The organism is Caproiciproducens sp. LBM24188, from assembly GCF_054130445.1.
In genome coordinates this window covers 1,590,849-1,616,878 of sequence record NZ_CP196862.1, presented here as the reverse complement: position 1 = coordinate 1,616,878, position 26,030 = coordinate 1,590,849, and the positions used below count along the sequence as shown (strand labels likewise).

Genomic DNA, 26,030 nt, shown 5'->3' with positions numbered 1-26,030 from the left:
CCGCGCGCCAGAATAAAAACTAAAACAGGAGGCGCGGAGATTATGGCCGCACAAAGCGAACAAATCGGACAAAACGAAAGTTTACTAGATGAAGTTTATTTTGCAACTCAAATGGGATTGGATGCAGTCGAAACCATTCTTCCCCAAGTAAAGGATGCCTCGCTGCGGGAACAAATTGAACAGCATCGAAAAGATTACCGAAGCCTGGGGCTGAAAGCCAAAGCCATGCTTCATGAAAGCGGGGAACAACCGAAAAAGGAGAAACTTTCCCAAAAAATGATGCTGAAAAGCAGCATTAAAATGAAAACCTTAGCCAATCATTCCACTGGCCATATTGCAGAATTGATGATTAACGGAACTACAATGGGCATCATCGACTTAACCAAAAAAATGAATAACATGAGCGAGTCCGACGCCGGGGCAAAGCAACTGGCAAATGATTATATTTCAAAAGAACAAAAGCATATTGAAATACTAAAGCAATTCCTTAACTGAGCCTTCCGGCCGTACCCGGCAAAAGCGCTTGATTTCATCCTGCTTTTTCATTATAATAGAACAGCGATTGATTTTTCATGAGCGGAGCGACGCTCCGCATTTTTACATATAAGAGGTACGGTTATGGGTCTTCTCAGCGCCAGCAATCTGACAAAGTCATTCGGCACCGATTTGATTTTCAGCGGTGTCTCGTTTGAAATACAGGAAAACGATCACATTGGATTAGTCGGAGTCAACGGTTCCGGCAAAACCACGCTATTTAAACTGTTGACCGGTGAAATGCAAGCCGACAGCGGCGACATTTCCAAGGCAAATTCCACCGTAGTAGGCTACATGGAACAGCACGTCTGCCGGGACTTGGAACGCAGCGCTTACAGCGAAGTGCTGAGCGTTTTCCATGACCTGATCGAGATGGAAAAGGATCTGGAAAAAATCAATCAGGAACTTCAGGCAAAGCCCAAACATTTGGATGAACTGATTGAACGTCAGGCTTATTTAAACGACCGGTTTACGCGGGACGGCGGGTTGACCTTCCGCAGCCGCGCCCGTGCTGCGATGCTGGGGCTGGGATTTGACGATGAGCAGATGGGACTTCCAATCGGCGTACTAAGCGGCGGGCAGAAAGCGAAACTGCAGTTGGCCAAAATGCTGCTGAGTGGTTCGAATTTACTGCTTTTGGACGAACCGACCAACCATCTGGATATTTCCTCCGTGGAATGGCTGGAAGATTTTTTGCGCTCCTACAATGGAGCTTACATTGTGATTTCCCATGACCGATATTTTCTGGACCGGACAACGAACCGGACGTTTGAAATGGAAAATCAGCGTCTTACGCTGTACAAAGGGAACTATACTGCTTATCTTTCCCAAAAGGAAGAGAATCATTTGGCCGCTCAGCGGAAATACGACAACACCCAGAAAGAAATTAAACGGCTGGAGGGCGTTGTAACTCAGCTGCGCCAATGGAACCGCGAAAAGAGCATTAAAACCGCAGAAAGCAAAATGAAAATGATTGACCGGCTGGAGCAAACTTTGGACAAACCCGACGAAACGCCGGAAAGTATCCATTTCAACTTCAGTATCCGCCAGCGAGGCGGAAACGACGTGTTGAGCGTCCAAGACCTGGCACTCAGCTTTGATGATAAAAAGCTGTTTCAAAATGTAAACCTTGAAATTCACCGCGGTGAGCGAATTTTTCTGATTGGCCCGAATGGCTGCGGAAAAACCTCCCTGCTGAAAACGCTGCTCGGCATCTATTCCCCGGACTGTGGCGAAATCCGCTTCGGCGCGGGAATTGAAACTGGGTATTATGATCAGATACAGGCAGGTCTGCACCCGGAAAAGACCGTCATCGACGAAGTCTGGGACTGCTACCCCCGTATGACACAGACAGAAATCCGGAATGCGCTGGCGGTGTTTCTGTTCAAAGGTGACGACGTATTTAAGCCCGTTTCCGCGTTAAGCGGAGGGGAACGCGCTCGCGTGCTCATGCTGATACTGATGCTTTCGCAAAACAACTTCCTGCTGCTGGACGAACCGACCAACCATCTGGATATTAACTCCTGCGAAGCACTGGAAGACGCGCTGCAAAGCTACGAGGGCACCCTGCTGATTGTGTCCCATGACCGATACCTGATGAACAAACTTGCGGACAAGGTCTTTTTTCTGGACGAAAACGGCGTAACGGAATACGTTGGCAATTACGATAATTATCTGGAAAGAAGCAAGGCCGCCGCAGCCCAAGCGGTGGAAAAAGAACCACCTAAGGCAAACGATTACAAACTTCGCAAGGAACGCGAAGCCGCCATTCGCAAAGAAAAGGCGGAATTAAGACGAATGGAAGCAAAAATTGAAGAAGTGGAACAGCAAATCGCTGAACTGGAAGAGCAGCTTGTAAAACCGGAAATCGCCACGGATTACGAAAAAGCAATGGAAATCACCGAACAGCTGAACGAACTGCATCAGGAAAATGATGCCTTATTCCAGAAATGGAGCGAACTGGCTCAAAAGTACGAATAATTAAAAAAAGCCCGGCTCAGCCGGGCAATACATTCAAAAATGTGTATGTTTATTATTTTACTTTAAACTGTTCCAACTGTTTGATAAAATCGTCTGCCTTTTCGCTTTCGCTCTCAAATTCAATGTCCACTGGCTTGGACAAATCCAGGCTAAATACACCCATGATGGATTTCGCGTCAATTTTATATTTATCAGTAGTAAGATTGATCGGAAATTCGTAACTGTTAGTCAGGGTGACAAACTTTTTGACCGCTTCAATACTGGATAACATGATTGATGTTGTATACATTTGAATGTACCTCCATATTTCGCTGTATTCTTCAATAATATCGCACGTTGCGAAAATGGTCAATATTCATTTTCACTATACATCATGCCTAATACACAATTAAAATATGTATTTTTATTGAAAGGATACAATATGAAAGTTTCTATTATTACGCTCGGCTGCAAAGTAAACCAATACGAATCCCAGGCCATGTTGAACCAGCTGTTGGATGCTGGCTTCACCGCAAACGAGGGTAGCTCCGGGAGCGATATTGTAATTGTAAACTCCTGTACTGTAACATCGGTCAGCGACCATAAAGTGCGACAGACGCTGCACCGTGCACGCCACCAGAACCCAGACGCCATCCTCGTATTGACCGGCTGCATGCCGCAGGCTTTCCCCGAGCTGGCGGAAGGCTTGACCGACGCCGATATTGTTCTGGGCAACTCGAACCGTGCCTCCCTTCTGCCTGACATTCTTCAATACCTTTCCTCGCATCACCGAATTATTGATATTGTTCCCCATGGAAAAGCAGACGGATTTGAACCGATGAGTGTAAACCGTTTTCACGAACGGACCAGGGCGTTTTTAAAAATTGAAGACGGGTGCAACCGTTTTTGTTCTTATTGCATTATTCCCTATGCGCGCGGCCGGGTGCGTTCCAAGCCGCTGGAGGACCTGAAGCGGGAAATCGCGCAGATTGCCGCGAACGGATACCGGGAAGTGGTGCTGACCGGCATTAACCTGCCTGCTTATGGCCAGGAACTGGGGCTTACCCTTTGCGACGCGATTGAAGCCGCCTGCGAACCGGACGGAATCGAGCGCGTTCGGCTCGGTTCCTTGGAACCAGAGCAGCTCAGCGAAGAGGTAATCGCCCGAATGCACCGTCAGAAAAAGCTCTGCCCGCAGTTTCATCTCTCCCTGCAAAGTGGTTGCGACGAAACGCTCCGCCGCATGAACCGCCACTACACAGCGGACGAATACCGCACCATCGTGCGAAATCTTCGCGCTGTGTTTGACAACGCCGCAATCACTACGGATATTATGGTTGGCTTTCCCGGGGAAACCGAAGAAGAGTTTCAAAAATCACTTGCATTCGCCGAAGAAATCGCGTTTGCAAAGGTTCACGTTTTCGCCTATTCGCGCAGACCCGGTACAAAGGCATATGATGCGCCGGAGCAGGTAATGCAGAAAGTCAAAGAACAACGCAGCCACCGCATGATTGAAGCGACTTTACGGACCAAAGAAGCGTTTTTCCGCCAGCAGATCGGCCGCACGGAACCGGTTCTGTTTGAACAGGAAGTGGAACCGGGCGTTTTTGAAGGTTATACAGAAAACTATACGCCTGTCCGAATAAACAGTGAAAAAAGCTTGAGCGGATTGATTCTTCCGGTCAAAATCAGCACAGCGGAAAAAGATTTCTGCACCGGCGAACCAGCGTAATAAAAGAGCGCAGACGGAAGTCTGCGCCCCATTTGTCGGGCGATATGTACACCGGAACGATCGGATTCAGCGGAAAAGCTGTTATGTTCCATTCAGCGTTTTAATCACATTCTGAACCTCATCTTTGGTTTGACTGCTGTTCAGATATTCCCATGAATAAAACATAAAACCGTCGCAGGTGGTTTTTCGGCCCAGTTCCACCTGCTTTGCCAGGATATTGGTAGATTTTTTCCAGGTGCCGCTGTCCGCATCGGAACCAGCTTTATAAACCGCAAGGCCAAGGTATAGTTTGACATTTTTGTTGGTCACCATTTTTCTCCAGCTTTCCGCCGCGGTATCGAACGGAAGAACCGGATTGTCAAAATTCACATAGAGCTCCGGGCAAATATAATCCACATACCCTTGGGCAGAGCACCACACTTTAACATCAGCGCCCATTTTCAAGTCGTTCTGCACATTCCCCTGCGGCGCGATTCCAAACGCCAGATTGGGTTTTACGGCCTTGATTTGCCGGTAAACCTGCGAAACCATCGCGTTGATATTTGCACACCGCCAGTCCGCAAGGGAAAGCGGCGTACCGGTTTTAGCGGCTTCCGTACAGTAGCTGTCGTAAGCTGCTTTATCGAAGGAAGCATCCTGCGTGGGATAAAAATAATCGTCGAACTGAATTCCGTCTACTTCGTAATTTTTTGCGACTTCCTGCGCACCGTCCGCAATCAGTTTGCGCACCTGAGGATACGCGGGGTTATAGTATTTCCCACTGCCTGTGTCGACTACCCAGCCGGCTTTGGAAGCATCCTTTGACCATACCGTGTAGGGATTATTTTCTGCCAAAATGGAAGGAGAACCGGAGATTTGAATCCGCATTGGATTAATCCACGCATGAATACTCATCCCCGCCTGATGGGTTAACTCTACCATAACCTTCAGCGGGTCATAACCCGGATTGACCCCCTGTGTGCCCCCCACCACGTTGCTCCACGGGAAATAAGCGGATGGATACAATGCGTCACCAAAAGGACGAACCTGAACAATCAGAGTGTTCATTCCGCATTGTTTGGCGCCGGTGACAATACCTGAAAATTTCTTTCGGAAGGCAGCTTCACTTTTATCGTTTTCCTTGCTCATATTAAGGCTCATATACGGCACCCACACCGCGCGCATCTCCCCGTTAACAGTACTGACGGAAGCTGTGGCAGCGGCAGCGGAAACGGAATTGGACGGACTGACCGGCGAGGTAGATCCTGCCGCCAGATTCGTCGGAACGGCAGGGCTGTTCTCTTTCGGATGGAGACTGACATTCACAGCCATAGTAACGGCAATCACCGCTGCAAGGATACAGACACACACTAAGATACTGTGGCGGTTGAATATCTTTACGACCATAAAAATCCTTCCTTTCAAAATCCGTTTATTTTCGGTCAGACCGGTCCGTCGTTCGGATCGACACGGGAGGTAAGACGACGCTAAATACGAAGTATTGGATTACAGAAAATAAAGTATTGTAAAAGCTCATTCGGTAATATGCATTCATTAAAGCTATGGGGGTGTTTCCATGTTTTTTATTGTTGGAATCGACAGCGGGTCCGAAAACATCGGCCTGCGAAAATGCACCTTTTTTCCATGCTGCAATCGCTACGGCGCAATGGCAGCAGTTACCTGTTCCTATCAGGTATTCACGCTGTTTTTTATTCCCTTGTTTCGCTTTGGAAAGCGCTATTTCGTGACCTGCCCACAATGCGGGACGGTATATGAGCTTTCCCGGGAAGAGGGCCGCCGGATAGCACGCGACCCCGGTGCGGAAATCAACCCGTCCCAAATGTATGCTTTACGGAATTTTAACAACGCTTATGGCAAAACATGCCCGAACTGCCATACCGCTGTGGACCCAAATGCCCACTTCTGCTCCAACTGCGGCACCAAACTGAATTAAGGAAGAAAGACATGCCTGATTATATATATTTCATTGGCTGGCTGATTATTATTAATTTCATTGCAATGGCGGCAACCATTTCCGACAAACGGCGTGCGGCACGGCACCGATGGAGGATTCCGGAAAACGACCTTTTGCTTTTGTCTGCTCTGGGGGGCTCCCCCGCCATGCTGATCACCATGAAAAAAATCCGACACAAAACCCAGCGTAAAAAGTTTATGATTGGAATTCCGCTCATCCTCTTTTTTCAGATTGTACTTTGCGGTTCTTTTCTTTACTTCAAATATTATGCATAGCAGAAAGGAGCTGTCCGGCTCGGCCGGGCGGCTCCTTTTGATTTGTATTTCTTCTTTACTTCGCCACAATATTTACCAGTTTGCCGGGAACATAAATTTCTTTCAGAATCTTCTTTCCGCTGATTTCCGCAGAAACCTTGTCCTCTGCTTTTGCGGCAGCAAGGGCATCATCTTTGGTCACATCCGCTGCAACGCTTAGGCGTGCACGCACCTTGCCATTGACCTGTACCGCAATTTCAATCGTATCTTCCATACACTTAGATTCCTCGTAGGAAGGCCACTGTTGCTGGCAAACCATGCCTTCCCCAAGTTTTTGCGCTTCCCAAACTTCTTCGGTAACGTGCGGAGCAAACGGATTGAGCAGAATAGTGTAGATCTTCAACTCGTCACGCGTGATGGAACCCGCGTCGGCCAAGTCGTTCATCAGCGCCATAAGTGCCGCGATTGCGGTGTTGTATTTCAGATTTTCAATATCCTCGCCGACTTTTTTGATTGTTTTATGGAAAGAGGTCTCCAAACTTTTCCGGATACCAGTCTCCTCGCTGATATTGTTCTGCAAATTCCAGTAGCGCTCGACAAAGCGGCGGCAGCCCTTAATGCCCGCAGCACTCCATGGAGCGGACTTTTCAAAATCACCGATGAACATTTCATACAGACGCATGGTATCCGCGCCATACTCGTCCACAATTTCATCTGGATTTACGACGTTTCCGCGCGACTTGCTCATCTTTTCGCCGTTCTCGCCCAAAATCATACCGTGGCTGGTACGCTTTGCGTACGGCTCCGGCGTAGGAACTTCACCAATGTCATACAGGAATTTATGCCAGAAGCGGCTGTACAAAAGGTGCAGCGTGGTGTGCTCCATGCCGCCGTTGTACCAGTCAACTTCACCCCAGTATTTGAGTGCTTCCTTGCTGGCAAACGCGTTAGAATTGTGCGGATCCATATAGCGCAAGAAGTACCAGGAGGAACCTGCCCACTGAGGCATAGTATCCGTTTCGCGTCTGGCTTTGCCGCCGCAGTGCGGGCAGGTGGTTTCCACCCAGTCCGTCATGTGGGCAAGCGGAGATTCGCCGTTATCCGTCGGTTCATAAGATTTTACATCCGGCAGACGAAGCGGAAGCTCACTTTCCGGCACCGGAACATAACCGCATTTCTCGCAATGGACAATCGGAATTGGTTCGCCCCAGTAGCGCTGGCGGGAGAATACCCAGTCGCGCAGCTTAAAGTTCACCTTGGCATGTCCGATTCCCTTTTCCGTTAAGTACTCGATAATCTTTTTCTTGGCCTGCTCAACGGTCAGGCCGTCCAGAATTCCGGAGTTCACCATGACTCCGGTCGCGCAGTCTGTAAAAGGCTCGTTCTGTACATCGCCGCCCTTGACGACTTCAATAATGGGAAGATCGAATTTCTTCGCGAATTCCCAGTCGCGCGTATCGTGCGCGGGAACCGCCATAATCGCGCCAGTTCCGTACGAAACCAGAACATAATCCGAAATAAAAATCGGAATTTCTTTGCCGGTGACAGGATTAATCGCAGAAACGCCATCCAACCGCACGCCGGTTTTCTCTTTGGCGACCTCGGTACGCTCAAAGTCGGACTTTTTCGCGGCTTCCGCCTGATACGCGCGAATTTCATCTATATTTTTCAGCCTGTCCGCCCATTTTTCAATTACCGGATGTTCCGGGGAAACCACCATATAGGTTGCGCCGTAAAGGGTATCCGGCCGGGTGGTATAAATGGTCAGCTTATCGCCTGCCGTTGTGGAAAAATCCACTTCCGCACCGGTGGAACGACCAATCCAGTTAATCTGCTGCGCTTTTACGCGTTCCGGATAATCCACAAGTTCCAGGTCGTCTATCAAGCGCTGGGCGTACTCGGTGATTTTCAGCATCCACTGGGATTTTACGCGGTGAATGACTTCGCTGCCGCAGCGTTCGCAGACGCCGTTGACCACTTCTTCATTGGCCAGAACGCATTTGCAGGAAGTACACCAGTTGACGGACATTTCCTTTTTATAGGCAAGCCCATGCTTAAAGAGCTGCAGAAAAATCCACTGGGTCCATTTGTAGTATTCCGGGTCGGTGGTGTTGATTTCGCGCGACCAGTCAAAGGAAATGCCCAAAGACCGAAGCTGGCTTTTAAAGCGGGCAATGTTCTTTTTTGTTACTTCCGCCGGATGCACATGATTCTTAATCGCAAAGTTTTCGGTCGGCAGGCCAAATGCGTCCCATCCGATTGGATACAACACATTGTAGCCCTGCAGGCGGCGTTTACGCGCCACAATATCAAGGGCGGTATAGGAGCGCGGGTGACCGACGTGCAGCCCCTGCCCGGATGGATACGGAAATTCAATCAGGGTGTAGTATTTCGGTTTATCCGAAGAGTTCGAAGCGTGAAAAACGCCGGTCTCTTCCCATTTGTCCTGCCACTTTTTTTCAATCTGCTTATGGTCGTATTTCATTTATCCTTCGCTCCTGTACATAAAAAGTTCGAACCGGTCTCCGGTTTTTATTCAATACCCGGAATCGCAACAGTCTCGCCATCCTGCCACAGACGGTCAAGATCATAGAACTGCCTGGACTCGGGAGTAAACACATGAACAATCACGTTGCCGTAATCCAAAACAACCCAGGAATTGGAATGATATCCCTCCGTATGCTGCGGGGTAACATTCCGCTCTTTCAGCTTAAATTCAACTTCATCAGCCAATGATTTTACATGAGTATTGCTGGTACCAGTCGCAATGACAAAATAATCCGCCAAAACGGAAATATCCTTAATTCCAATTACTTTTAAATCAATTGCTTTTTTGTTATCCAGTATTTCAGCTGCTGCGGTGGCAAGTTCCAATGGTTCCATTCTCAACAACCTTTCAAAATATTAAATCAAAATTAGGATTTATACATCACAACCACCTGATTATAGGCGGAAATGGTGTCGGGATGTATTGGCTTGTAGCCGGAGGCAAGGTCCTTAATGTTAAAGGTAAGGCCTTCCACCATGGCCTCCTCCAGACTGACCTTCGCGGCACGGCGCATATTTTCCACTCCGGTATAGTCCCGGTCAGCGGAAATAAAGTCGGCGATAAACAGGACTTTTTCCAACAAAGACATGTTGGCACGTGCGGTGGTATGATACCGTACGGCATCCAGAATATCGTGGTCCGAAATTTTCAGTTCTTGTTCCAAATATGCTTCACCCAGTATGGCATGCCAAAGCTTCGGGGTCCTGCGCTCCACATCGCTTAGGATAATATCGTAACGCGTCATCATTTTCAGCTGTTCATCCGACGGAGTATCCTTCATAATATCGTGCAGGATTCCGGCAACTGCCGCCTTTTCTTCGTTTGCGCCGTATTTTTTGGCGAGCTCTACAGCGGCTTCACTGACACATACCGAATGATAAAACCGTTTCTCCCCCAAAAACGGCCGTATAATGCTTTTATAGGTTTCCAAATCCTTCATTACAGTCACTCCAAATATAAATGATGTTCATAAATATAGCGTTCTACCGGGGAAGGCACGAGTTCGGAGATTCGTTGACCATGCTTCACCGCACTGCGCACCATGGTAGAAGAAACCGGCAGATATTCAATGTCTGCAATATAGGACCTTGCTCCGCTGCGCTCCAGCAGTTTGGCGTGTTCCATCAGGTTTTTCGTGCCGCTCGCGCTGCGAGGCGCGGCACAAAGAGTGGAAAGCGCGTACAAAACCTCCGGATGCCACCAATTCTGAACGGTCAGGAACATATCCTCACCCATTAGAAGATAAAGCTCCGAGTTCGGGTAAAGCTGTTTCAGCTCCTTCAGCGTATCAGCGGTATAGCTTGGGCCTTCACGACGAAGCTCCAGATCGCTGACCTGAAACAATGTTTGCGGCTCGGCAAGCCGGCACATAGCGAGCCGGTCGTCGGCGGGGGCCAGGTCGGGTGCCTCTTTATGAGGCGGTACCATTGTGGGAATCAGCAGAACGTGCTCCACCCCAAGCAGCCGAGCAAACTGCTTTGCCACATGAATATGCCCATTGTGAATTGGATTAAACGTTCCGCCGTAAACAGCTATTTTCTGCATTTTCTTTCCTAAACAAATGTCGCTTCATATTTCAAATCACGCTGACAAGTACGTTTTTACCAAAATCCGTCTTTCCGGAAGTAAAAACGTTATAGTAATTTATATCATATTACTTTTTCGGCGCGAATGGAAGAGTTATTTTCGGTTCTTTTGTATTTTTACGGTAAAGAACGAATTTGGAACCGATGACCTGCACCACTTCGGACTGCGTCTGCTCCGCAACCTGCTGTGCCGCCTCCTTGGCTTTTACCGGGGAAGTTTCCAGTACCTTGGCCTTAATCAGCTCCCGCGCGGTGAGCGCGTCGTCCGCCTGATGGATCAGCTCCGGACCGATGCCGGATTTCCCGATCATTACAATGGTGTCGATGTCGTTTGCAAGGGAGCGCAGATAAGCGCGCTGTTTGCTTGTCAGCATGAAAAGTTCTCCTTCATTTTTTCTAATTCTTTGGCCAGCTGCCGGAGCGCGATGCCGCGGTGGCTGATTTTATCCTTTTCGATGGGGTCTAGCTCGCCAAATGATTTCCCATTGACCAAAAATATGGGGTCATAGCCGAAGCCGCCCGTTCCCTGCGGCGCATCCGCAATAATGCCGGGGCATTCTCCTCGCACGGTGATTTTCTCACCGTTTGGGAACACGCAGCAAATCGCACAGACAAACTTGGCTGTACGCCGCTCACGCGGCACGCCTTTTAAATGATCCAACAGCTTTTGAATGCGGTCCGCGTCGGTCGCATTTTCCCCGGCGTACCGCGCGGAATAAATGCCCGGTTCCCCATTTAAGACGTCCACCATCAGCCCCGAATCATCCGCAACGGCGGGCATACCGGTCTGGCGGCAAGCGGCATCCGCTTTTAAAAACGCGTTTTCTTCAAAGGTAGTTCCGGTTTCTTCCACTTCCTCCAAATCCGCGGTAACAGCACGGATATGAAGCGGAGCAAGAATCCGTTCCAATTCTTTCAGTTTGCCCACATTATGAGTCGCAATTACAAATGTAGCCATAATTTTATGGTTCCTCTCTTACCGTTCAAACAATGCCGCCGCAAATTCCTCCGCGTGGAACGGCTGTAAATCGTCCACCTGTTCGCCCACGCCGATAAATTTTACGGGGAGATCCAGTTCTTCACGGATAGCGAGAACCACGCCGCCACGCGCTGTTCCATCTAGCTTGGTCAGCACAATTCCGGTAATATTAGCGGCATTTTTGAATTCGCGCGCCTGATTTACAGCATTCTGCCCTGTGGTGGCATCCAGAACAAGCAGCACTTCTTTGTCCGCCCCAGGCAATTCGCGGTCAATAACGCGGTTAATTTTCGACAGCTCATCCATCAGATGCTTTTTATTGTGCAGGCGGCCGGCGGTGTCGCAAATAACAACATCCGCACTGCGCGCCTTAGCGGCGGCGATGGAATCAAATACAACGGAGGCAGGGTCGCTGCCTTCCGCCTGTTTCACCAAATCGGCGCCGGAGCGTTCCGCCCAAACTTCCAGCTGCTCAATGGCAGCCGCACGGAAGGTATCCGCCGCTCCCAGAATTACTTTTTTCTTTTCTTCCTTGATTAGACGGGAGGCAATTTTTCCGATTGTGGTTGTCTTTCCAACACCGTTCACCCCAATGACAAGAATCACGGAAGGCTTTGTGCTAATGTTCAGCTCTTCGCCGCCGCGCATCATATCCGTAACGATTTCCCGAATCATGTCGTAAATCTTGTTCGGGTCGGTCACACCCTGCTCTTTCACCTGTTTGCGCAGCGTGTTGCAGATATGTTCTGCTGTGTGGACGCCAACATCCCCCATGACCAACAGCTCTTCCAGTTCTTCAAAAAGGGATTCGTCAATTTTGGTAAAGGAATTCAGCATAATTTCTACTTGTTTGCTCATGCTGTCCCTTGTTTTTTTCAGGCCTTCCTTTATTTTTGAAAAGAAACCCATTCGGCAGCCTCCTTTTATCTTCACAATATCATTCTACTATATTATTACAATATCATGATATCATATTTCTTCTTTCATTCCCAAAGCCGATTCAATTTCCGAAACTCGGAGCTCCAACAGCTTGGAAACGCCCTCGTCCTGCATGGTAACGCCGTACAGCACGTCGGCTTCCTCCATACTGCCGCGGCGGTGGGTAATCACGATAAACTGCGTGTTCTCGTTCATCCGGCGCAGGTACGCGGCAAAACGGTCAACGTTCACATCATCCAGAGCGGCCTCAATTTCATCCAGCACACAGAACGGCGGAGGATTGACCTTCATTATGGCAAAATACAGAGCGATGGCAACCAGTGCTTTTTCGCCGCCGGAAAGCGACTCCAGATGCGCAACAATTTTGCCCGGCGGCTGAACCGCAATTTCAATGCCGCAGTTCAGAAGATCTTCCGGATCACTGAGCGACAGCTCCGCGTCGCCGCCTCCAAACAGTTCGCGGAAGGTCTGTTTGAAGTGCCCCGCAATCTGCTGAAAACGTACGGTAAACAGGTCCTTCATCTGGGTAGTCAGTTCGCCGATCAGTTTTTTCAGCTCGTCGCGGCTCTTTTCCACATCGGCAACCTGCGTGGACATAAATTCGTAGCGTTCGGATACTTCTTTATATTCCTCGACCGCGGCTAGATTGACCGCGCCGAGTTCCTTGATTCGATTTTTGAGTTCGTTCAGGCGTTTCTGCGCTTTGGCGGCATCCTCGACTTTCGCCACGGATTCTTCCGCCTCACGGCGGGTCAGCTCATATTCTTCCCACAAACGACTGATAATTTCATCGTATTCTTTCTGAAGCCCGGCCTTGCGTTCTTCCAGACGCGCCAGTTCATGACCGATGGTTTCCTTTTCCGCCGACTTGTCACGTTCCTTCGCGCGCAGTTCGGTGGAAAGGCGCTCGTATTCCAGACGCTTGGCTTGAAGCGCTTCGATTTGCCCTTTGGACTGCTCCGCCTGCGCACGCAGGGCTTCCGCCTGCTTTTTCAGTTCGTCGATCTGAACGGAAAGCGAAGCGCTGGATTCTTCGAGTGCTTTGATTTCCTGCTCCTGGGATTCCATCCGGTCGACATGCTCCAGCTTGCGGCGTTCAATTTCCGCAATAGCCGCATTCTGGGATTCAATATCTTTCTGGGCAGTCAGGCACGCTATCCGGATTTCCTGCAGCTGTGCGGTAATTTCCTCGCATTTGCGGTTCTGCTCGCTCCGGTTCCCGCTGATTTGATTCAGTTCTGCTTGCAGCGCGACGATTTGTTCGGTTACTCGGCGGGATTTTTCACGCGCCTCGGCCTGAATTCGCTTCTGCTCCTCCAAACGGGCAGAAGCGGTGCTTTGCTCTTCCACAAGGGCTTTTTGGTCGCGATCCACCGTTAACGCGTCCGCAAGGGCGCGCTGATGCTCGGTGTTGATTTTGTAGCGTTCCTCCTGTGCGGAAGAAAGCTCTGCCTTAGACGCCGTCAGCGCCGCTTCAGCAGCGGAGACCTCTTCGGTTGCCGCTTTCAGCGCGGCGGCGGACTGCTCCGCTTTTGCGCCAAGCTCCTGCGCCTGCGCTTTGAGGCGCTCAATTTCTGAAGCACGGCTGAGCAGACCGGAGTTTCGCGCAAGCGAACCACCCGTCAGGGAGCCGCCCGCATTAACCACCTGGCCGTCCAGCGTAACAATGCGGAACCGGTAGCTGTAACGGCGCGCGATGGCCACCGCGCTGTCCAAATCCTCCGCCACGGCAATGCGGCCGAGCAGGGAGTTCAAAATTCCGTTATATTTCGGTTCGCAGGAACAAAGGCGGCCCGCAATTCCCACAAACCCTGGGCAGTTTTCCAGCCCTTGTTCCTGTAAGACGCTTCCTTTGATGGTGGAAACCGGCAGAAAGGTTGCGCGGCCGGAGTCCTTTTGTTTTAACAGCTGGATGGCACGCTTCGCGTCCTGCTCATTTTCCACCACGATATTCTGCATGGCGGCACCGAGCGCGGTTTCAATGGCAACGGCGTATTTGCTTGGAACCTTGAGAATGCGCGAAACCGGGCCATGGATTCCACTGAGGTTACCCCTTCCGGCTTCCTTCATCACGGTTTTTACGCTTTGCGAGAAGCCCTCCAGATTGCGTTCCAGTTCCTCTAAAAGATGAGCGCGGCGGGCACATTCCTGCGCGTCCAGCCGAAGTTTTTCGTTTTGCTGCTTTGCCGCCTCCATGTGCTGGCGGCGGGAGGTCAGGCGCATTTCATAGCCCTTGACTGCGTTGTTGAGGGCGGTAATGCGCTCGTCGGTATCGGCCAGCATTTTGGCATAGTCTTCCGCGGCCTTCTGCAGTTCCTGCAGCTGCGTCTGTTTGATCTGAATAGATTTTTCCACGGAGGTCAGACGCAGGCTGATTTCGGAAATGGCGGATGAAGAGGTCATTTCTGCCAGTTTAGCATCCGTTGCCTGCCCGTTTAGTGTATTGATTTTCTGTGTGTATTGGTCAATTCCGGCGTCGGATTCGCTCATGGTGCGGCGGATTTGCTCCATCCGAATATTCAGCGCATCCGACTCCTTTTGCTTTCGCTTTATGTAATCGTTCTTTTCCGCAATCTGCCGATTCTTTTCTTCAATCTGGCGGTCCATATCCTGGCCGGACTGCGCGCTCTGCTCTATTTCACGGCGGATGCGGTTAATATTTTCTTTGTTATGGAGGATATCGTTCTGCAAAACCAGCGCTTCGCTGTCTTTTTTGGCGGCAGCTTCCTCCAGGCCTGCAGCCTGCTGACGGATTTCGTCCGCTTTTGCCCCGCAGGCGTTGGACTGGCTGAAATTGTCTTCAATCTGCGCGTCGATCTCCTGCAGTTCCAGCTCCGCAGCCTCATGCTGTGTACGGGCCAACGTGATTTTATCATCGTATTCACGCAGGGTACGGCCGGATTCTTCCAGCGTATTCAGCCACAGGCCAATTTCCACCGAACGCTTTTCCTGTGCGTATTCCAGGTATTTCTGCGCCTTTTCGGACTGCTCCTTCAGCGGTCCGATGCGCCCCTCCAGTTCGGAAACGATGTCGCGCAGACGAAGCAGGTTTTCCTCCGCCTGACCCAGCCGGCGTTCCGATTCCTCTTTGCGGTAGCGGAAACGGGAAATTCCCGCCGCCTCCTCAAAAATTTCACGGCGGTCTTCCGAGCGGGCAGCAACGATACTGTCGATTTTACCCTGACCAATAATAGAATAGCCGTCCCGGCCAAGGCCGGTATCCATAAACAGTTCGTTAATATCCTTCAGCCGGACGGAAACCTTGTTAATTAGGTATTCGCTTTCCCCGGAACGGTAATATCGGCGCGTAACGGCTATGCTGTCGTTATCAAAGGGCAGAGCGCGTGAAGAATTGTCGATATTCAGCGTTACCTCTGCGTACCCCAGCGCTTTGCGGGTGGGCGTGCCGTTGAAGATAACGTCTTCCATTTTGGTGCAGCGCAGCGTGCGGGTGGACTGTTCGCCCAAAACCCAGCGAACCGCGTCGCTGATATTGCTTTTTCCGCTTCCATTTGGGCCGACCACCGCCGTAATTCCACGGTCGAAAGTAAGTATAGTTTTATCGGGAAAGGTTTTAAAACCCTGAATTTCAAGTGATTTCAGCAGCATGTTTTCATCCCCTTTGCGCAAGGTAAACGCTGATGAAAGCAATTCGGACCGTTCTTTACAGCCCTGAATCACCGCCCGGCAACAAAATCAGCGTATCTCAAAAATTGAAAAATCCGAATTAAGACAGGAAACATCCGGTTTTACCGTTGCCTGAAACCCCATCTGCGCCAGCAGCTTTAGATTGCTTTTCTGGTTGCCAATGGCCGTGGAAAGGCAGCGGGGATTCACGCAGATTATAATTTTTCCTTTCGGAATACAGTTGGTTTGCAGGTAATCCGTTATTCTGTTTAGCATCCTGCGGCTTTCGCAAAGCTGGCGGAACGCCGGGTGCCACGGGCCTGAAAGCATGTCGCGCTCCAGTTCCGGCGAACTGTGAAGACCAAGCCGGATGACCGCGATGCCCCGTTCCTCAAAAAAATCCAGCAAATTCGCGCACAGCGTTACCGTATCCTCCAGTGAAAAGGTCCGGTAAACACCCGCAAGATATTTTTCTCCCAGTTCGGTCCCACGCATAATAATGGTGGGATAAATGCGCACGCACTGCGGCTTTAGAGCGGCGATTTTTGCTGCCGTTGCATAAGCCCCCGGTATGGTGTCGCCGAAAAGCCCGGTCATCATCTGTAAACCGAGCGTAAACCCAAACGCCCGAATCTGTTCGGAGGCCTGTTCCACCTGCCGCGCGGTATGCCCGCGCCTGTTCTGCTCCAGCACGCGGTCATCCATGCTCTGCGCGCCAAGCTCGATCGTGGTCACGCCGTATTGCTTCAGCAGGCTGAGAATTTCCCCATTAATCGCGTCCGGGCGGGTGGAAATTCGAATTCCGGAAAAGGTGCCATCCTTTACATAAGGATACGCCGCTTCCAACAGCGAAATCATGTACGACCGTTCAATCGCGGTAAAGCTGCCGCCGAAAAATGCGATTTCCGCATTTTTCGTTTCTTCCCCCAGGCTCTGGATCGCCGTATGTACGGCTCGATGCACATCCTGCGGACTGGGCTGGACCGCTTGGCCGGTAATGCTGCGCTGATTGCAGAAGCTGCACTGATGCGGGCACCCGTTATGGGGAACAAAAAGCGCGACGTTCGCGTGCTTCAATAGCCCATCAGCTCCAGTGCTTCCCGCGCGGCTTGCTGCTCCGCTTCTTTCTTGCTGCGGCCGCCGCCTTTTCCAATGACGTTGCTGTTCAAGTGGACCTCCACCGTAAAGTGCTTGTCGTGGTCCGGGCCGCTTTCCCCGGTTAGAACGTATTCCAGGCGTTCTTCCGGATTCTGCTGAATAATTTCCTGCAGAGCAGTTTTATAATCCTTAAAGGTTTTCGGCTTAGCGGTCTGCAGCTGAGGAAGCACAAAACGAAGGATAAATTTGCGCGCTTCCTCCATGCCGCCGTCCAAATAGATTGCCGCCGTAATGGATTCAAAAGCATCCGCAAGAATGGAGGAGCGGGTTCGGCCGCCTGAATTTTGCTCGCCATGGCTCAACAGCAGAAATTTTCCTACCTCCAGCTGTTTGGAAAAACCGCAGCAGGCCTTTTCACAAACCAATGAAGCGCGCTTTTTGGTCAGGTCGCCCTCCGGAAGGTCAGGAAAATGGCGGAACAAATAATCCGCAACAACAAAACCCAACACGGAATCGCCCAGAAATTCAAGCCGTTCGTTGCTGCCGCCGGGGCATTTTGTTTCATTCGCATAAGAAGAGTGGGTCAGTGCGTTTTTCAGCAACGCCTTATTTTTAAAGTGATACCCAATCTTTTCTTCCAGTTCATTCATAAACAGGACCATCCTTTTCTTTCAGCCGGAAGAGTGGCCGGTCTTGGCAATCAGGGAATTCCCGGTCATTCCTCGGAGTCTTCTGCCCCTTCGGGTTTCCAGTTCTTTTTATATTCCTCTACCGATTTGGCGATTTCCGTTACCACATCGCCCAAAACATATTCTTTCGTCAAGCGAAGCGCGTTATAAAAAGTTTTCGCTTTCGCACTGCCATGCGCCTTGAAAACCGGTTTCGCGCAGCCCATCAGCGGGGCGCCGCCGTATTCGTTGTAATCCATTGTTTTCTTTAATCCGCCAAGGTCGCGGTAAACTATGGCTGCGGCCAGCTTGTTTAAAGTTCGAGCGGTAAAAATGTTTTTCAGCTTGCCCATCAGCATCATGGCAACGCCTTCGTAAAGCTTTAAAATTACATTGCCGGTAAAGCCGTCCGCAACAATTACGTCGCCGGCATCAAAAGGAATGTCGCGCGCTTCGATATTTCCAATAAAATTCACATTGGATTGTTTCAGCATGGCAAAGGCCTGATGCTGAAGTTCCCCGCCCTTATGATCCTCCGTGCCGATATTGGCAAGGGCCACGCGGGGATTTGAAATTTTCATTACCTTCTGCATATAGATGGAACCCATAACGCCGAACTGACGAAGCATTTCCGGTTTGCAGTCCACATTGGCACCGCTGTCGATCAGCATAAAGCAACCCTTGTCCTTCGGCATAACCGGGGCAAACGCGATCCTGCTGATGCCCTTAATCCGTTTGACAATTAAGGTGGAACCGACGACCAGCGCGCCGCTGTTCCCTGCGGAAAGAAAGGCGTCACCTTCCCCCGCAGCAAGCCTGCGCAGGCCTTCTGCCATGGAACTGTTTGATTTTGACTTCATCACTTCGCCGGCATGGTCTTCCATTGTAATTACATCGGGTGTGTCGATGATTTCCATTCGGTTCAGGGAAATATCATTTTCCCGTGCGACACGGCGAATCTCTTCCTCCCGCCCGGTCAGCAAAAAGTCCAGGTCAAGCCCTTCCACCGCCATGGCGCAACCTTTCAGAATTTCCAGCGGTGCATTATCGCCGCCGAAAGCATCTACTATGATTTTCATTTAAAACACCCCTTTTTTGATGGATCATTCCTGAGCAGAAAGATAATCCGCCAGCGACCGCAGCGCCCGTTCGGAAATCGCGGCATAACGATCACGCTTGTCCTTGATGAGCACATCGAGCGGCGGCATAATGCCGAAGTTCGCGCCCATCGGCTGAAAGTCGGATTCGCCGCCCTGCGCCGCGTACCGGCTTAGCGCACCAATCATCGTATCCTCCGGAAGGATGAGCGTTTCTTTCCCGGCAAGACGCCGCACAGCGTTGATTCCCGCCATAATGCCGGAGGAAGCGGATTCCATGTAACCCTCTACGCCGGTAATTTGGCCCGCAAAAAACACGTTCGGATGGGAGCGCAGGCTGAAATCTGAATTCAGCACCTGCGGAGAATTGAGAAAGGTATTGCGGTGCATTACCCCGAACCGGGTGAATTCTGCGTGCTCCAAACCGGGAATCAGCCCGAACACCCGTTTCTGTTCCGGAAATTTCAGGTTGGTCTGAAAGCCGACCAGATTGTAGAGCGTACCGTCTTTGTTTTCGCGGCGAAGCTGAACAACCGCCCACGGGCGGTGCCCGGTTTGCGGATCACGCAGGCCGACCGGCTTTAACGGGCCGAACCGCAAAGTATCCGCACCGCGCTGTGCCATAACCTCAACCGGCATACAGCCTTCGTAGACCTTTGGGTCGGCAACGTCAAAGTCATGAATCGGCGCGCGCTCCGCATGGAGAAGGGCATCGTAAAACACTTCATATTCCGCCCGGTTCATCGGGCAATTCAAATACGCGTCGTCGCCGCCCTTGCCGTAGCGGGAAGCAGCAAACACGCGTTCCCGGTTCAGGCTTTCAGCGGTAACAATCGGCGCGGCCGCGTCAAAAAAGCTAAGCCGCCCGCCGCCGCAGAGGGAATCAATCCGGGCCGCGAGCGCGTCGGAGGTCAGCGGGCCGGTTGCGACTATCGTGAAACCGTCCATCGGGATCTCCGTGACTTCTTCCGTGTGAATATGGATAAGCGGATGGCTTTTGATACGGTGTGTGACCGCTTCGGCGAATTCGTCCCGATCCACCGCAAGCGCCCCGCCCGCCGGAACCCGGCAGGTATCCGCACACTGCATCAGCAGGGAACCGAGCCGCCGCATTTCCTCTTTCAGCAAACCTGCGGCGCTTTCCACGCGCTCCGCTTTCAGTGAATTAGAGCAGATCAGCTCTGCAAAATTCGGATTATGATGCGCTGGTGTAAACTTCACCGGCTTCATCTCATAAAGTTCAACCGGGATGCCGGCCTGTGCAATCTGCCAGGCGGCTTCACAGCCGGCAAGGCCGGCTCCGATTACTGTGATACTCATTCGTCCTCCATTACCTTTTCATAACCGCAGTCGGGCGTTACGCAATAGTATTTCGGATGTTTGCCCTTTTTCTTCAGCAGCGTTTTGCCGCAGCGCGGGCATTTTTCCGTAGTAGGCTCATCCCAAGACATAAAGTTGCATTCGGGATAATTGGAACAGCCGTAAAACACCCTGCCCTTCTTGGATTTCTTAACAATAATCTTGCCGCCGCAGCGCGGGCACTCCGCGCCGGTTTCCTGCACCAGCTTCTTGATGTTCTTGCATTCCGGATAGCCCGGGCAGGCGATAAATTTGCCATAGCGGCCGGTTTTAATAACCATGCGGCGGCCGCATTTTTCGCAGATGATATCCGTTTCGTCTTCCTTCAGCTGGATTTTCACGCCCTGCATTTCTTCCTTCGCGGTTTTCAGGGTTTTTTCAAAATCACCGTAAAAATCCTTCAGCGTCTGCACCCAGTCGGCTTTACCGCTTTGCACCTGGTCCAAGTCGTTTTCCACCTGCGCGGTAAACTTTACGTTTACAATTTTCGGGAAACGTTCCTTCATCAGTTTGGTTGTTACTTCGCCCAACTCGGTTGGCTTTAGCGCTTTTCCGTCACGAACAACGTATTCGCGCCCCGTAATGGTGGAAATGGTGGCCGCGTAAGTGGAAGGACGGCCGATTCCGTTTTCCTCTAGCGCCTTAATCAGCGAAGCTTCCGTGTACCGTGCGGGCGGCTGCGTAAAGTGCTGGTTGCCCGCGATTTCCTTCAGCTTCAGGAGCATCCCGTTTTCCAATACGGGAAGCGAACCTTCGTCCTCGCTCTCCTCGTCTTTTCCCTCTTCGTAAAGAACGGTAAAACCGTCAAACGTAACGGTATAGCCGGACGCTTTGAAAATATAGTTTGCCGCCTGAATATCCGCCTGCGTGGTGCTCTGCTGGCAGTTTGCCATTTGGCAGGCGATAAAACGCTCCCAGATGAGCTTATACAACTTATATTGGTCGGAGGAGAGGTTTGCTTTTACCTTGTCCGGCGAAAGGCTGGGCATGGTGGGACGGATGGCTTCGTGGCCGTCCTGCGCGCCCGCCCTTGTTTTAAAATGGCGGGGCGTGTCCGGCAGGTATTTCTTGCCCCAGCGTTCCTCAATGTATGCTGCTGCGTCGCGAACGGCGTCTTCGGCAAGGCGCAGGGAGTCCGTTCTCATATACGTAATCAGACCGATTGCACCCATGCCCTCAATTTCAACGCCTTCGTAAAGTTCCTGCGCCGCTTTCATGGTGCGGCGCGCCTGAAAGCCCAGGCGGCGCGAGGCCTCCTGCTGAAGGGTGGACGTGATGAACGGCGGCGCAGGGGATTTTCTGCGCGTGCCCTTTTTCAGCTTTACAATCTTATATTCGGCATCTTTCAGTTCTTCCAGAATTCGGTCGGACTGTTCCTTGTTTTCGATTTTGATTTTTCCGTTGACATCACCGTAAAAGGAAGCATGAAATGCTTTTCGCTGACCCTTCGGAATCAGCTTTGCGTCGATGGTCCAGTATTCTTCCGGCACAAAAGCACGGATTTCCTCTTCCCGGTCCACAATCAGCCGCACCGCAACGGACTGTACGCGCCCGGCGGAAAGGCCCCTGCGGATTTTCTGCGAAAGGAACGGGCTGAGCTTGTAGCCCACCAGCCGGTCGAGAATTCGGCGCGCCTGCTGTGCGTTGACCAGGTCGATATCAATGCTGCGGGGATGCTCCATTCCGGCGGAGATACCGGTCTTCGTGATTTCATTAAAAGTCACGCGGTTCTGGGCCTGAGTATCCAGCCCAAGAATGTACGCAAGGTGCCAGGAAATTGCTTCTCCTTCGCGGTCCGGGTCCGTTGCAAGGTAAACGGTATCGCTTTTTTCGGCCTTGCTTTTCAGCTCCTCAACCAATTTTTCCTTTCCTTTAATAATTTCATATTTCGGCTTGAAATCCTTTTTAATATCAACGCTCAAGCGGCTTTCCGGCAAATCCCGGACATGCCCCATGGAAGCGATTACGTCAAAATCGTTGCCCAAATATTTTTTAATGGTTTTGGCTTTGGCTGGTGATTCCACAATCACAAGCTTAGACATAACTACACCTCATATCTTTTTTCAATCCGTATGCAGTATCATTAATTCCGGCATTTATTTGCTGCCGGGCAAAATGTTACCATATATCATACCATATATCGTTGCAAGCAACACAAAAATGATGCATCTTTAGCATAAAATTTAAAGATTTTTAAAACCTGCCGAAAAAATCAGCAAGTTTTAACAATCTTTAAAAGAAATTTCATCATTTTTTGCATCATTCATCCATGCGGCAAACTGTACCGCCTTCCGGAATAAGACTGTATTTTCCCTGCCAGCTCCAGTTCGGTCACCGCCCGAAACAAAACCGGAATGGAAAGGCCGGCCTGCGCCGCCAATGCTGTGATATGCTGCGGTACGCCGGAAAGTGCATAGTAAAGGGAAACCGCTTCCGCGGAAAACGTGGACTCGTCCGGCAGTTCCCGGTTCGGTTTTAGCCCGGGATGAGGTTGTTCCGAAACCGGTGCTTTGCTTACCACCACGTTGATCCCGGCATCTTCTTCGTTTAGCAGCCCTGGAAAGCGGCTGCTGTATTCCTCCAGAATTTCTTCCGGCCAGGAAACCGGCTTTGCGCCGTTTTTAATCAGGTTGTTCACGCCCTGAGAAACCGGACTGTAAATGCCCGACGGAATGGCAAAAACATCCCTTCCCTGCTCCAGTGCATAATCGGCGGTAATCAAAGATCCGCTTTTCCCCGCAGCCTCCACCACAAGCGTTCCCAAACTCAGGCCGGAAATAATACGGTTGCGAATGGGAAAGTTGGAGTTGACCGCCTGGGTGTTGGGCGGATATTCCGAAATCACTGCGCCGTTTACGGCAATCGCGTCCCGCAGGGAAGCGTTTGCCATCAGATAATTAAAATCAATCCCGCAGCCGAGCACGCAGACGGTTTTCCCGCCCGCCTGCAACGCTCCCTTATGTGCGGCGGTGTCAATGCCGAGCGCGCCCCCGCTGACGACCACTACGCCGCGCCGTGCCAAACTGTATGCAAAGCTGTGCGCAGCGGAAATTCCGGTTGCCGTCGCCTTGCGCGTACCCACAACCGAGATGGCCGGAAGCAGCGTGAAATCCGGCAGTTCCCCCTTGACATAAAGTACGCACGGCGCGTTGTGGATGTGCCGGAGAGGCTCCGGGTAATTCGCACACTCAGGCGTTACAACACGCTGGCCGATGCGTTCGCTGTACTCCAGAAGCGCCTGTGCCTGTTCAACAGAAAACGCGCTCAGCTTTTCCAGTTCACGTGCAGTAAAATATCCCTCAAACCGCCAGGCGGAAATGCCAGACTCATAAAAATCCGCTAAGCACGGATACGTTTCCAGAATCCGGTTCTGCTTGGAGCTGCCTGCGCCCAGCGCGTGCTGCAGCCAAATCCAGTAAGATCGGCGATCCACTTCCGTCATCATAACCATCCCTCTCAGAACCTATGATAAAATAAAACCCGCAAACGCAAATTCTTTTAATGGAAAGACCGGTTCTTATTTTCAGACCTTCCCTGCCTGGCCGCGCATCATTTCCCACATTAATATAGCGGCACTGGCAGAAGCATTCAGCGATTCGGCACGGCCCAGCATCGGGATGGTTACCCGCTGGCCGCAGGCTTCGATGGCCTCCTGTGTAAGCCCATTCCCCTCATTGCCTACCGCAATCACCGTCGGAGCATCAAACAAAAACTCCGTGATTTTCTTCGCGGAGGAATCCGGCACAGCCGCAAGGGTAAGGAAGCCTTTTCGGTTCAATTCGGAAAGGACATCCGCCAAGACGGGCGCCGTGTAAAAGGAAAGGCGGAATACCGCGCCCATGCTGGCTCGAAGCACCTTAGGGGAGTACACATCGCAGCTGCTGCCGGCCAAAATGATTCCGCCGACCCCAAGTGCCTCCGCCGTACGGAGCACGGCGCCAAGGTTGGCCGGGTCCTGCAGATTTTCAAACGCAGCGTAGTGCCGGTCGGCTTTCAGCTCTGCAAGTTCCCCGGCGCGGCGGGGAATCTCACAAATGCAGAACACACCCTGCGTGGTTTTCGTATCTGACAGCAACTGGGCGACATGCGGCTCCACTTCATAGACCTGGCGCGCGCCGGGCAGAATTACATTCAGGTATTCCCCGTATTTTTCCATGGCATGCACGGTATAAAACAATGCTCTTACCCGGATTCCGCTTTGCACTGCATCACTGCACAGGCGTGCACCCTCTGCTAAAAACAGCCCCGCTTCGCGACGATATTCCGGAGAGGAGGACAAACGGACGGCATTTTTGATAATCTCGTTTTTCCGGCTGCTAATGACATTCGGCATTCCGTATCCCCCCAAATAAAATTTGCGCCCGGTACTATTCCGGGCGCAATAACGGCTTATTACAGCGCAGCCTTTGCTTTTTCGATCAGGCTTTTGAATGCAGCTTCGTCGGCAACCGCGATTTCGGCAAGAACCTTGCGGTTTAATACGATGCCCGCCTTTTTCAATCCGTTCATGAAAACGGAATAGCTGATGTCGTTCGCGCGGCAGGCGGCGGAAATACGAGTAATCCACAGACGGCGGAAATCCCTTTTTCTGGCTTTACGGCCGATGTAGGCATAATTGCCGGATTTCATAACAGCCTGTTTGGCCATTTTAAAATGTCTGCTCTTGGAACCCCAATAGCCTTTCGCAAGCTTTAAAGTCTTTTTTCTTCTTTTGCGGGTCATCATTGCGCCTTTGATACGTGCCATTGTATTACCTCCAATAAATGGTTATAATTTAAAAATCCGTCAATTCTTATTTGTAAGGAATTAACTTCTTGAGCTTGGCCACATTTGTCTTATCGGCAACGGTTGTCTTTCTGAGGCCTCTCTTGCGCTTGGTGGTTTTTTTATTCAAAATGTGAGACTTATTGGCGTGGGCACGGATGACCTTTCCGTTTTTTGAAAGTTTGAAGCGCTTTTTCGCGCCGGTATGGGTCTTAATCTTAGGCATTGTATTGTCCTCCTTTAAATGATTACTTAGCGGGTTTTGGAGCAAGGAACATCAACATGTTGCGTCCTTCCAGCTTAGCCGGCTTTTCAACGTTTGCAATCTCGGTGAGCGCATCGGCAAAATTTTTCATAATGGCATGGCCCTGTTCCGGGTGGCCCATTTCGCGCCCACGGAAACGGATCGAAACCTTCACCTTGTCGCCGTCTTTTAAAAAGCGGGTTGCATGACCGACTTTTGTTTCAAAGTCATGGGTGTCGATGTTTAAAGACAAACGAATTTCCTTGATATCAACAATGTGCTGATTCTTTTTCGCTTCTTTTTCGCGTTTGGCCTGTTCAAAGCGGAACTTGCCGTAATCAATGATTTTACACACCGGTGGCGTCGCCTGCGGCGCGATTTTGACAAGATCCAGATTCAGCGCATAAGCCTTTTCCAGCGCGGCAGCGGCCGACATTACCCCAAGCTGGGACCCATCCGCACCGACTACACGTACTTCCTTATCGCGGATTTCTTCGTTAATCTGCAGTTCCTTGTTGCTGATAGTTAAGCACCTCCAAAACACGTTAACTCAACAGAAAATAAAAAAGCGGGCAGAATATCCGCCCGCTTTCAATACACATTCAGAAAACTCCAGTACCTGGAGTTCAAACGTATTGACCCATGGCGAACGAAATCCCAAAGGTGTGAACACAATAACATGTGCCCC

Annotated in this window: 25 protein-coding genes; 5 read left to right on the top strand and 20 right to left on the bottom strand. The window is 50.9% G+C overall.

Going from position 1 to position 26,030, the window contains the following annotated elements; all coding sequences use genetic code 11:
* Positions 1 to 42: 42 nt before the first annotated feature.
* The gene (locus tag ACSVDI_RS07630; protein WP_457941888.1) at positions 43 to 495 is read left to right on the top strand and encodes a hypothetical protein; all 453 of its coding nucleotides are present in this window, start codon (positions 43 to 45) and stop codon (positions 493 to 495) included.
* Positions 496 to 618: 123 nt separating this feature from the next.
* Positions 619 to 2,514, top strand: coding sequence for an ABC-F family ATP-binding cassette domain-containing protein (locus ACSVDI_RS07625; protein ID WP_457941887.1), 1,896 nt, complete (start codon positions 619 to 621; stop codon positions 2,512 to 2,514).
* Between the two features lie 52 nt (positions 2,515 to 2,566).
* Here the strand turns inward: ACSVDI_RS07625 and ACSVDI_RS07620 are convergent, their stop codons facing one another.
* Positions 2,567 to 2,803 (bottom strand): HPr family phosphocarrier protein, encoded by a 237-nt coding sequence (locus ACSVDI_RS07620; protein ID WP_457941885.1) that lies wholly within the window; start codon positions 2,801 to 2,803, stop codon positions 2,567 to 2,569.
* Between the two features lie 132 nt (positions 2,804 to 2,935).
* On the opposite strand from ACSVDI_RS07620, the gene mtaB reads away from it, so the two are divergent.
* Positions 2,936 to 4,225, top strand: a complete 1,290-nt coding sequence (mtaB, locus tag ACSVDI_RS07615; RefSeq protein WP_457941883.1) for a tRNA (N(6)-L-threonylcarbamoyladenosine(37)-C(2))-methylthiotransferase MtaB — start codon at positions 2,936 to 2,938, stop codon at positions 4,223 to 4,225.
* Between the two features lie 81 nt (positions 4,226 to 4,306).
* Here mtaB and ACSVDI_RS07610 read toward each other — a convergent pair whose 3' ends face one another.
* Positions 4,307 to 5,611, bottom strand: a complete 1,305-nt coding sequence (locus ACSVDI_RS07610; RefSeq protein WP_457941881.1) for a glycoside hydrolase family 10 protein — start codon at positions 5,609 to 5,611, stop codon at positions 4,307 to 4,309.
* A 169-nt stretch (positions 5,612 to 5,780) separates the two neighbouring features.
* Here ACSVDI_RS07610 and ACSVDI_RS07605 point away from each other — a divergent pair, with 169 nt between their 5' ends.
* Positions 5,781 to 6,158, top strand: a complete 378-nt coding sequence (locus tag ACSVDI_RS07605; RefSeq protein WP_457941879.1) for a zinc ribbon domain-containing protein — start codon at positions 5,781 to 5,783, stop codon at positions 6,156 to 6,158.
* Positions 6,159 to 6,169: 11 nt separating this feature from the next.
* Positions 6,170 to 6,454, top strand: coding sequence for a DUF1294 domain-containing protein (locus ACSVDI_RS07600; protein ID WP_457941878.1), 285 nt, complete (start codon positions 6,170 to 6,172; stop codon positions 6,452 to 6,454).
* 55 nt (positions 6,455 to 6,509) lie between these two features.
* Here ACSVDI_RS07600 and leuS read toward each other — a convergent pair whose 3' ends face one another.
* From leuS to infC, 18 genes are all read right to left on the bottom strand, one after another.
* Positions 6,510 to 8,918 (bottom strand): leucine--tRNA ligase, encoded by a 2,409-nt coding sequence (leuS, locus tag ACSVDI_RS07595; RefSeq protein ID WP_457941877.1) that lies wholly within the window; start codon positions 8,916 to 8,918, stop codon positions 6,510 to 6,512.
* Between the two features lie 47 nt (positions 8,919 to 8,965).
* Positions 8,966 to 9,316, bottom strand: coding sequence for a ribosome silencing factor (gene rsfS, locus ACSVDI_RS07590; protein WP_457941875.1), 351 nt, complete (start codon positions 9,314 to 9,316; stop codon positions 8,966 to 8,968).
* A 32-nt stretch (positions 9,317 to 9,348) separates the two neighbouring features.
* A complete protein-coding gene (gene yqeK / locus ACSVDI_RS07585; RefSeq protein WP_457941873.1) occupies positions 9,349 to 9,921 on the bottom strand; it encodes a bis(5'-nucleosyl)-tetraphosphatase (symmetrical) YqeK in 573 nt (190 codons plus the stop codon).
* 5 nt (positions 9,922 to 9,926) lie between these two features.
* Entirely contained in the window at positions 9,927 to 10,526 is a 600-nt protein-coding gene (gene nadD / locus ACSVDI_RS07580) for a nicotinate (nicotinamide) nucleotide adenylyltransferase (protein WP_457941872.1), read from the bottom strand.
* A gap of 109 nt (positions 10,527 to 10,635) precedes the next feature.
* Positions 10,636 to 10,941 carry a YhbY family RNA-binding protein gene (locus ACSVDI_RS07575; protein ID WP_457941870.1) on the bottom strand — a complete coding sequence of 102 codons (306 nt, stop codon included), beginning with the start codon at positions 10,939 to 10,941 and terminating at the stop codon, positions 10,636 to 10,638.
* A complete protein-coding gene (locus ACSVDI_RS07570; RefSeq protein ID WP_457941868.1) occupies positions 10,935 to 11,525 on the bottom strand; it encodes an XTP/dITP diphosphatase in 591 nt (196 codons plus the stop codon). The genes ACSVDI_RS07575 and ACSVDI_RS07570 overlap by 7 nt, the downstream gene beginning before the upstream one ends.
* An 18-nt stretch (positions 11,526 to 11,543) precedes the next feature.
* On the bottom strand, positions 11,544 to 12,455 hold the full coding sequence (gene ftsY, locus ACSVDI_RS07565) for a signal recognition particle-docking protein FtsY (protein WP_457941867.1): 912 nt from the start codon (positions 12,453 to 12,455) through the stop codon (positions 11,544 to 11,546).
* Between the two features lie 60 nt (positions 12,456 to 12,515).
* Positions 12,516 to 16,094: a chromosome segregation protein SMC gene (gene smc, locus ACSVDI_RS07560; RefSeq protein WP_457941866.1), complete on the bottom strand. Its 3,579-nt coding sequence runs from the start codon at positions 16,092 to 16,094 to the stop codon at positions 12,516 to 12,518.
* A gap of 87 nt (positions 16,095 to 16,181) precedes the next feature.
* On the bottom strand, positions 16,182 to 17,189 hold the full coding sequence (locus ACSVDI_RS07555) for an elongator complex protein 3 (protein WP_457941864.1): 1,008 nt from the start codon (positions 17,187 to 17,189) through the stop codon (positions 16,182 to 16,184).
* Positions 17,186 to 17,860: a ribonuclease III gene (gene rnc / locus ACSVDI_RS07550; RefSeq protein ID WP_457941863.1), complete on the bottom strand. Its 675-nt coding sequence runs from the start codon at positions 17,858 to 17,860 to the stop codon at positions 17,186 to 17,188. Before rnc ends, ACSVDI_RS07555 begins: the two co-directional genes overlap by 4 nt.
* A 65-nt stretch (positions 17,861 to 17,925) precedes the next feature.
* On the bottom strand, positions 17,926 to 18,957 hold the full coding sequence (gene plsX, locus ACSVDI_RS07545; RefSeq protein WP_457941861.1) for a phosphate acyltransferase PlsX: 1,032 nt from the start codon (positions 18,955 to 18,957) through the stop codon (positions 17,926 to 17,928).
* 24 nt (positions 18,958 to 18,981) lie between these two features.
* The gene (trmFO, locus tag ACSVDI_RS07540) at positions 18,982 to 20,295 is read right to left on the bottom strand and encodes a methylenetetrahydrofolate--tRNA-(uracil(54)-C(5))-methyltransferase (FADH(2)-oxidizing) TrmFO (RefSeq protein ID WP_457941859.1); all 1,314 of its coding nucleotides are present in this window, start codon (positions 20,293 to 20,295) and stop codon (positions 18,982 to 18,984) included.
* Positions 20,292 to 22,376 carry a type I DNA topoisomerase gene (topA, locus tag ACSVDI_RS07535; RefSeq protein ID WP_457941857.1) on the bottom strand — a complete coding sequence of 695 codons (2,085 nt, stop codon included), beginning with the start codon at positions 22,374 to 22,376 and terminating at the stop codon, positions 20,292 to 20,294. The genes trmFO and topA overlap by 4 nt, the downstream gene beginning before the upstream one ends.
* A 221-nt stretch (positions 22,377 to 22,597) precedes the next feature.
* The gene (gene dprA / locus ACSVDI_RS07530) at positions 22,598 to 23,779 is read right to left on the bottom strand and encodes a DNA-processing protein DprA (RefSeq protein WP_457941855.1); all 1,182 of its coding nucleotides are present in this window, start codon (positions 23,777 to 23,779) and stop codon (positions 22,598 to 22,600) included.
* A 78-nt stretch (positions 23,780 to 23,857) separates the two neighbouring features.
* Entirely contained in the window at positions 23,858 to 24,667 is an 810-nt protein-coding gene (locus tag ACSVDI_RS07525; RefSeq protein ID WP_457941853.1) for a TrmH family RNA methyltransferase, read from the bottom strand.
* 59 nt (positions 24,668 to 24,726) lie between these two features.
* Positions 24,727 to 25,080 carry a 50S ribosomal protein L20 gene (gene rplT, locus ACSVDI_RS07520; RefSeq protein ID WP_457941851.1) on the bottom strand — a complete coding sequence of 118 codons (354 nt, stop codon included), beginning with the start codon at positions 25,078 to 25,080 and terminating at the stop codon, positions 24,727 to 24,729.
* 46 nt (positions 25,081 to 25,126) lie between these two features.
* On the bottom strand, positions 25,127 to 25,324 hold the full coding sequence (gene rpmI / locus ACSVDI_RS07515) for a 50S ribosomal protein L35 (protein WP_457941849.1): 198 nt from the start codon (positions 25,322 to 25,324) through the stop codon (positions 25,127 to 25,129).
* 22 nt (positions 25,325 to 25,346) lie between these two features.
* Positions 25,347 to 25,886, bottom strand: coding sequence for a translation initiation factor IF-3 (gene infC, locus ACSVDI_RS07510; RefSeq protein ID WP_457941847.1), 540 nt, complete (start codon positions 25,884 to 25,886; stop codon positions 25,347 to 25,349).
* Positions 25,887 to 26,030: the final 144 nt, after the last annotated feature.

What these genes read in the sequence shown, in the direction of transcription:
- ftsY (WP_457941867.1), bottom strand. Translation starts at nt 12,455, where the DNA reads ATGGGTTTCTTTTCAAAAATAAAGGAAGGCCTGAAAAAAACAAGGGAC.
- rsfS (WP_457941875.1), bottom strand. Translation starts at nt 9,316, where the DNA reads ATGGAACCATTGGAACTTGCCACCGCAGCAGCTGAAATACTGGATAAC.
- plsX (WP_457941861.1), bottom strand. Translation starts at nt 18,957, where the DNA reads ATGAAAATCATAGTAGATGCTTTCGGCGGCGATAATGCACCGCTGGAA.
- ACSVDI_RS07630 (WP_457941888.1), top strand. Translation starts at nt 43, where the DNA reads ATGGCCGCACAAAGCGAACAAATCGGACAAAACGAAAGTTTACTAGAT.
- ACSVDI_RS07620 (WP_457941885.1), bottom strand. Translation starts at nt 2,803, where the DNA reads ATGTATACAACATCAATCATGTTATCCAGTATTGAAGCGGTCAAAAAG.
- ACSVDI_RS07625 (WP_457941887.1), top strand. Translation starts at nt 619, where the DNA reads ATGGGTCTTCTCAGCGCCAGCAATCTGACAAAGTCATTCGGCACCGAT.
- ACSVDI_RS07600 (WP_457941878.1), top strand. Translation starts at nt 6,170, where the DNA reads ATGCCTGATTATATATATTTCATTGGCTGGCTGATTATTATTAATTTC.
- topA (WP_457941857.1), bottom strand. Translation starts at nt 22,376, where the DNA reads ATGTCTAAGCTTGTGATTGTGGAATCACCAGCCAAAGCCAAAACCATT.
- nadD (WP_457941872.1), bottom strand. Translation starts at nt 10,526, where the DNA reads ATGCAGAAAATAGCTGTTTACGGCGGAACGTTTAATCCAATTCACAAT.
- rpmI (WP_457941849.1), bottom strand. Translation starts at nt 25,324, where the DNA reads ATGCCTAAGATTAAGACCCATACCGGCGCGAAAAAGCGCTTCAAACTT.
- leuS (WP_457941877.1), bottom strand. Translation starts at nt 8,918, where the DNA reads ATGAAATACGACCATAAGCAGATTGAAAAAAAGTGGCAGGACAAATGG.
- ACSVDI_RS07610 (WP_457941881.1), bottom strand. Translation starts at nt 5,611, where the DNA reads ATGGTCGTAAAGATATTCAACCGCCACAGTATCTTAGTGTGTGTCTGT.
- ACSVDI_RS07525 (WP_457941853.1), bottom strand. Translation starts at nt 24,667, where the DNA reads ATGCCGAATGTCATTAGCAGCCGGAAAAACGAGATTATCAAAAATGCC.
- dprA (WP_457941855.1), bottom strand. Translation starts at nt 23,779, where the DNA reads ATGATGACGGAAGTGGATCGCCGATCTTACTGGATTTGGCTGCAGCAC.
- trmFO (WP_457941859.1), bottom strand. Translation starts at nt 20,295, where the DNA reads ATGAGTATCACAGTAATCGGAGCCGGCCTTGCCGGCTGTGAAGCCGCC.
- rnc (WP_457941863.1), bottom strand. Translation starts at nt 17,860, where the DNA reads ATGAATGAACTGGAAGAAAAGATTGGGTATCACTTTAAAAATAAGGCG.
- ACSVDI_RS07570 (WP_457941868.1), bottom strand. Translation starts at nt 11,525, where the DNA reads ATGGCTACATTTGTAATTGCGACTCATAATGTGGGCAAACTGAAAGAA.
- smc (WP_457941866.1), bottom strand. Translation starts at nt 16,094, where the DNA reads ATGCTGCTGAAATCACTTGAAATTCAGGGTTTTAAAACCTTTCCCGAT.
- yqeK (WP_457941873.1), bottom strand. Translation starts at nt 9,921, where the DNA reads ATGAAGGATTTGGAAACCTATAAAAGCATTATACGGCCGTTTTTGGGG.
- mtaB (WP_457941883.1), top strand. Translation starts at nt 2,936, where the DNA reads ATGAAAGTTTCTATTATTACGCTCGGCTGCAAAGTAAACCAATACGAA.
- rplT (WP_457941851.1), bottom strand. Translation starts at nt 25,080, where the DNA reads ATGGCACGTATCAAAGGCGCAATGATGACCCGCAAAAGAAGAAAAAAG.
- ACSVDI_RS07575 (WP_457941870.1), bottom strand. Translation starts at nt 10,941, where the DNA reads ATGCTGACAAGCAAACAGCGCGCTTATCTGCGCTCCCTTGCAAACGAC.
- ACSVDI_RS07605 (WP_457941879.1), top strand. Translation starts at nt 5,781, where the DNA reads ATGTTTTTTATTGTTGGAATCGACAGCGGGTCCGAAAACATCGGCCTG.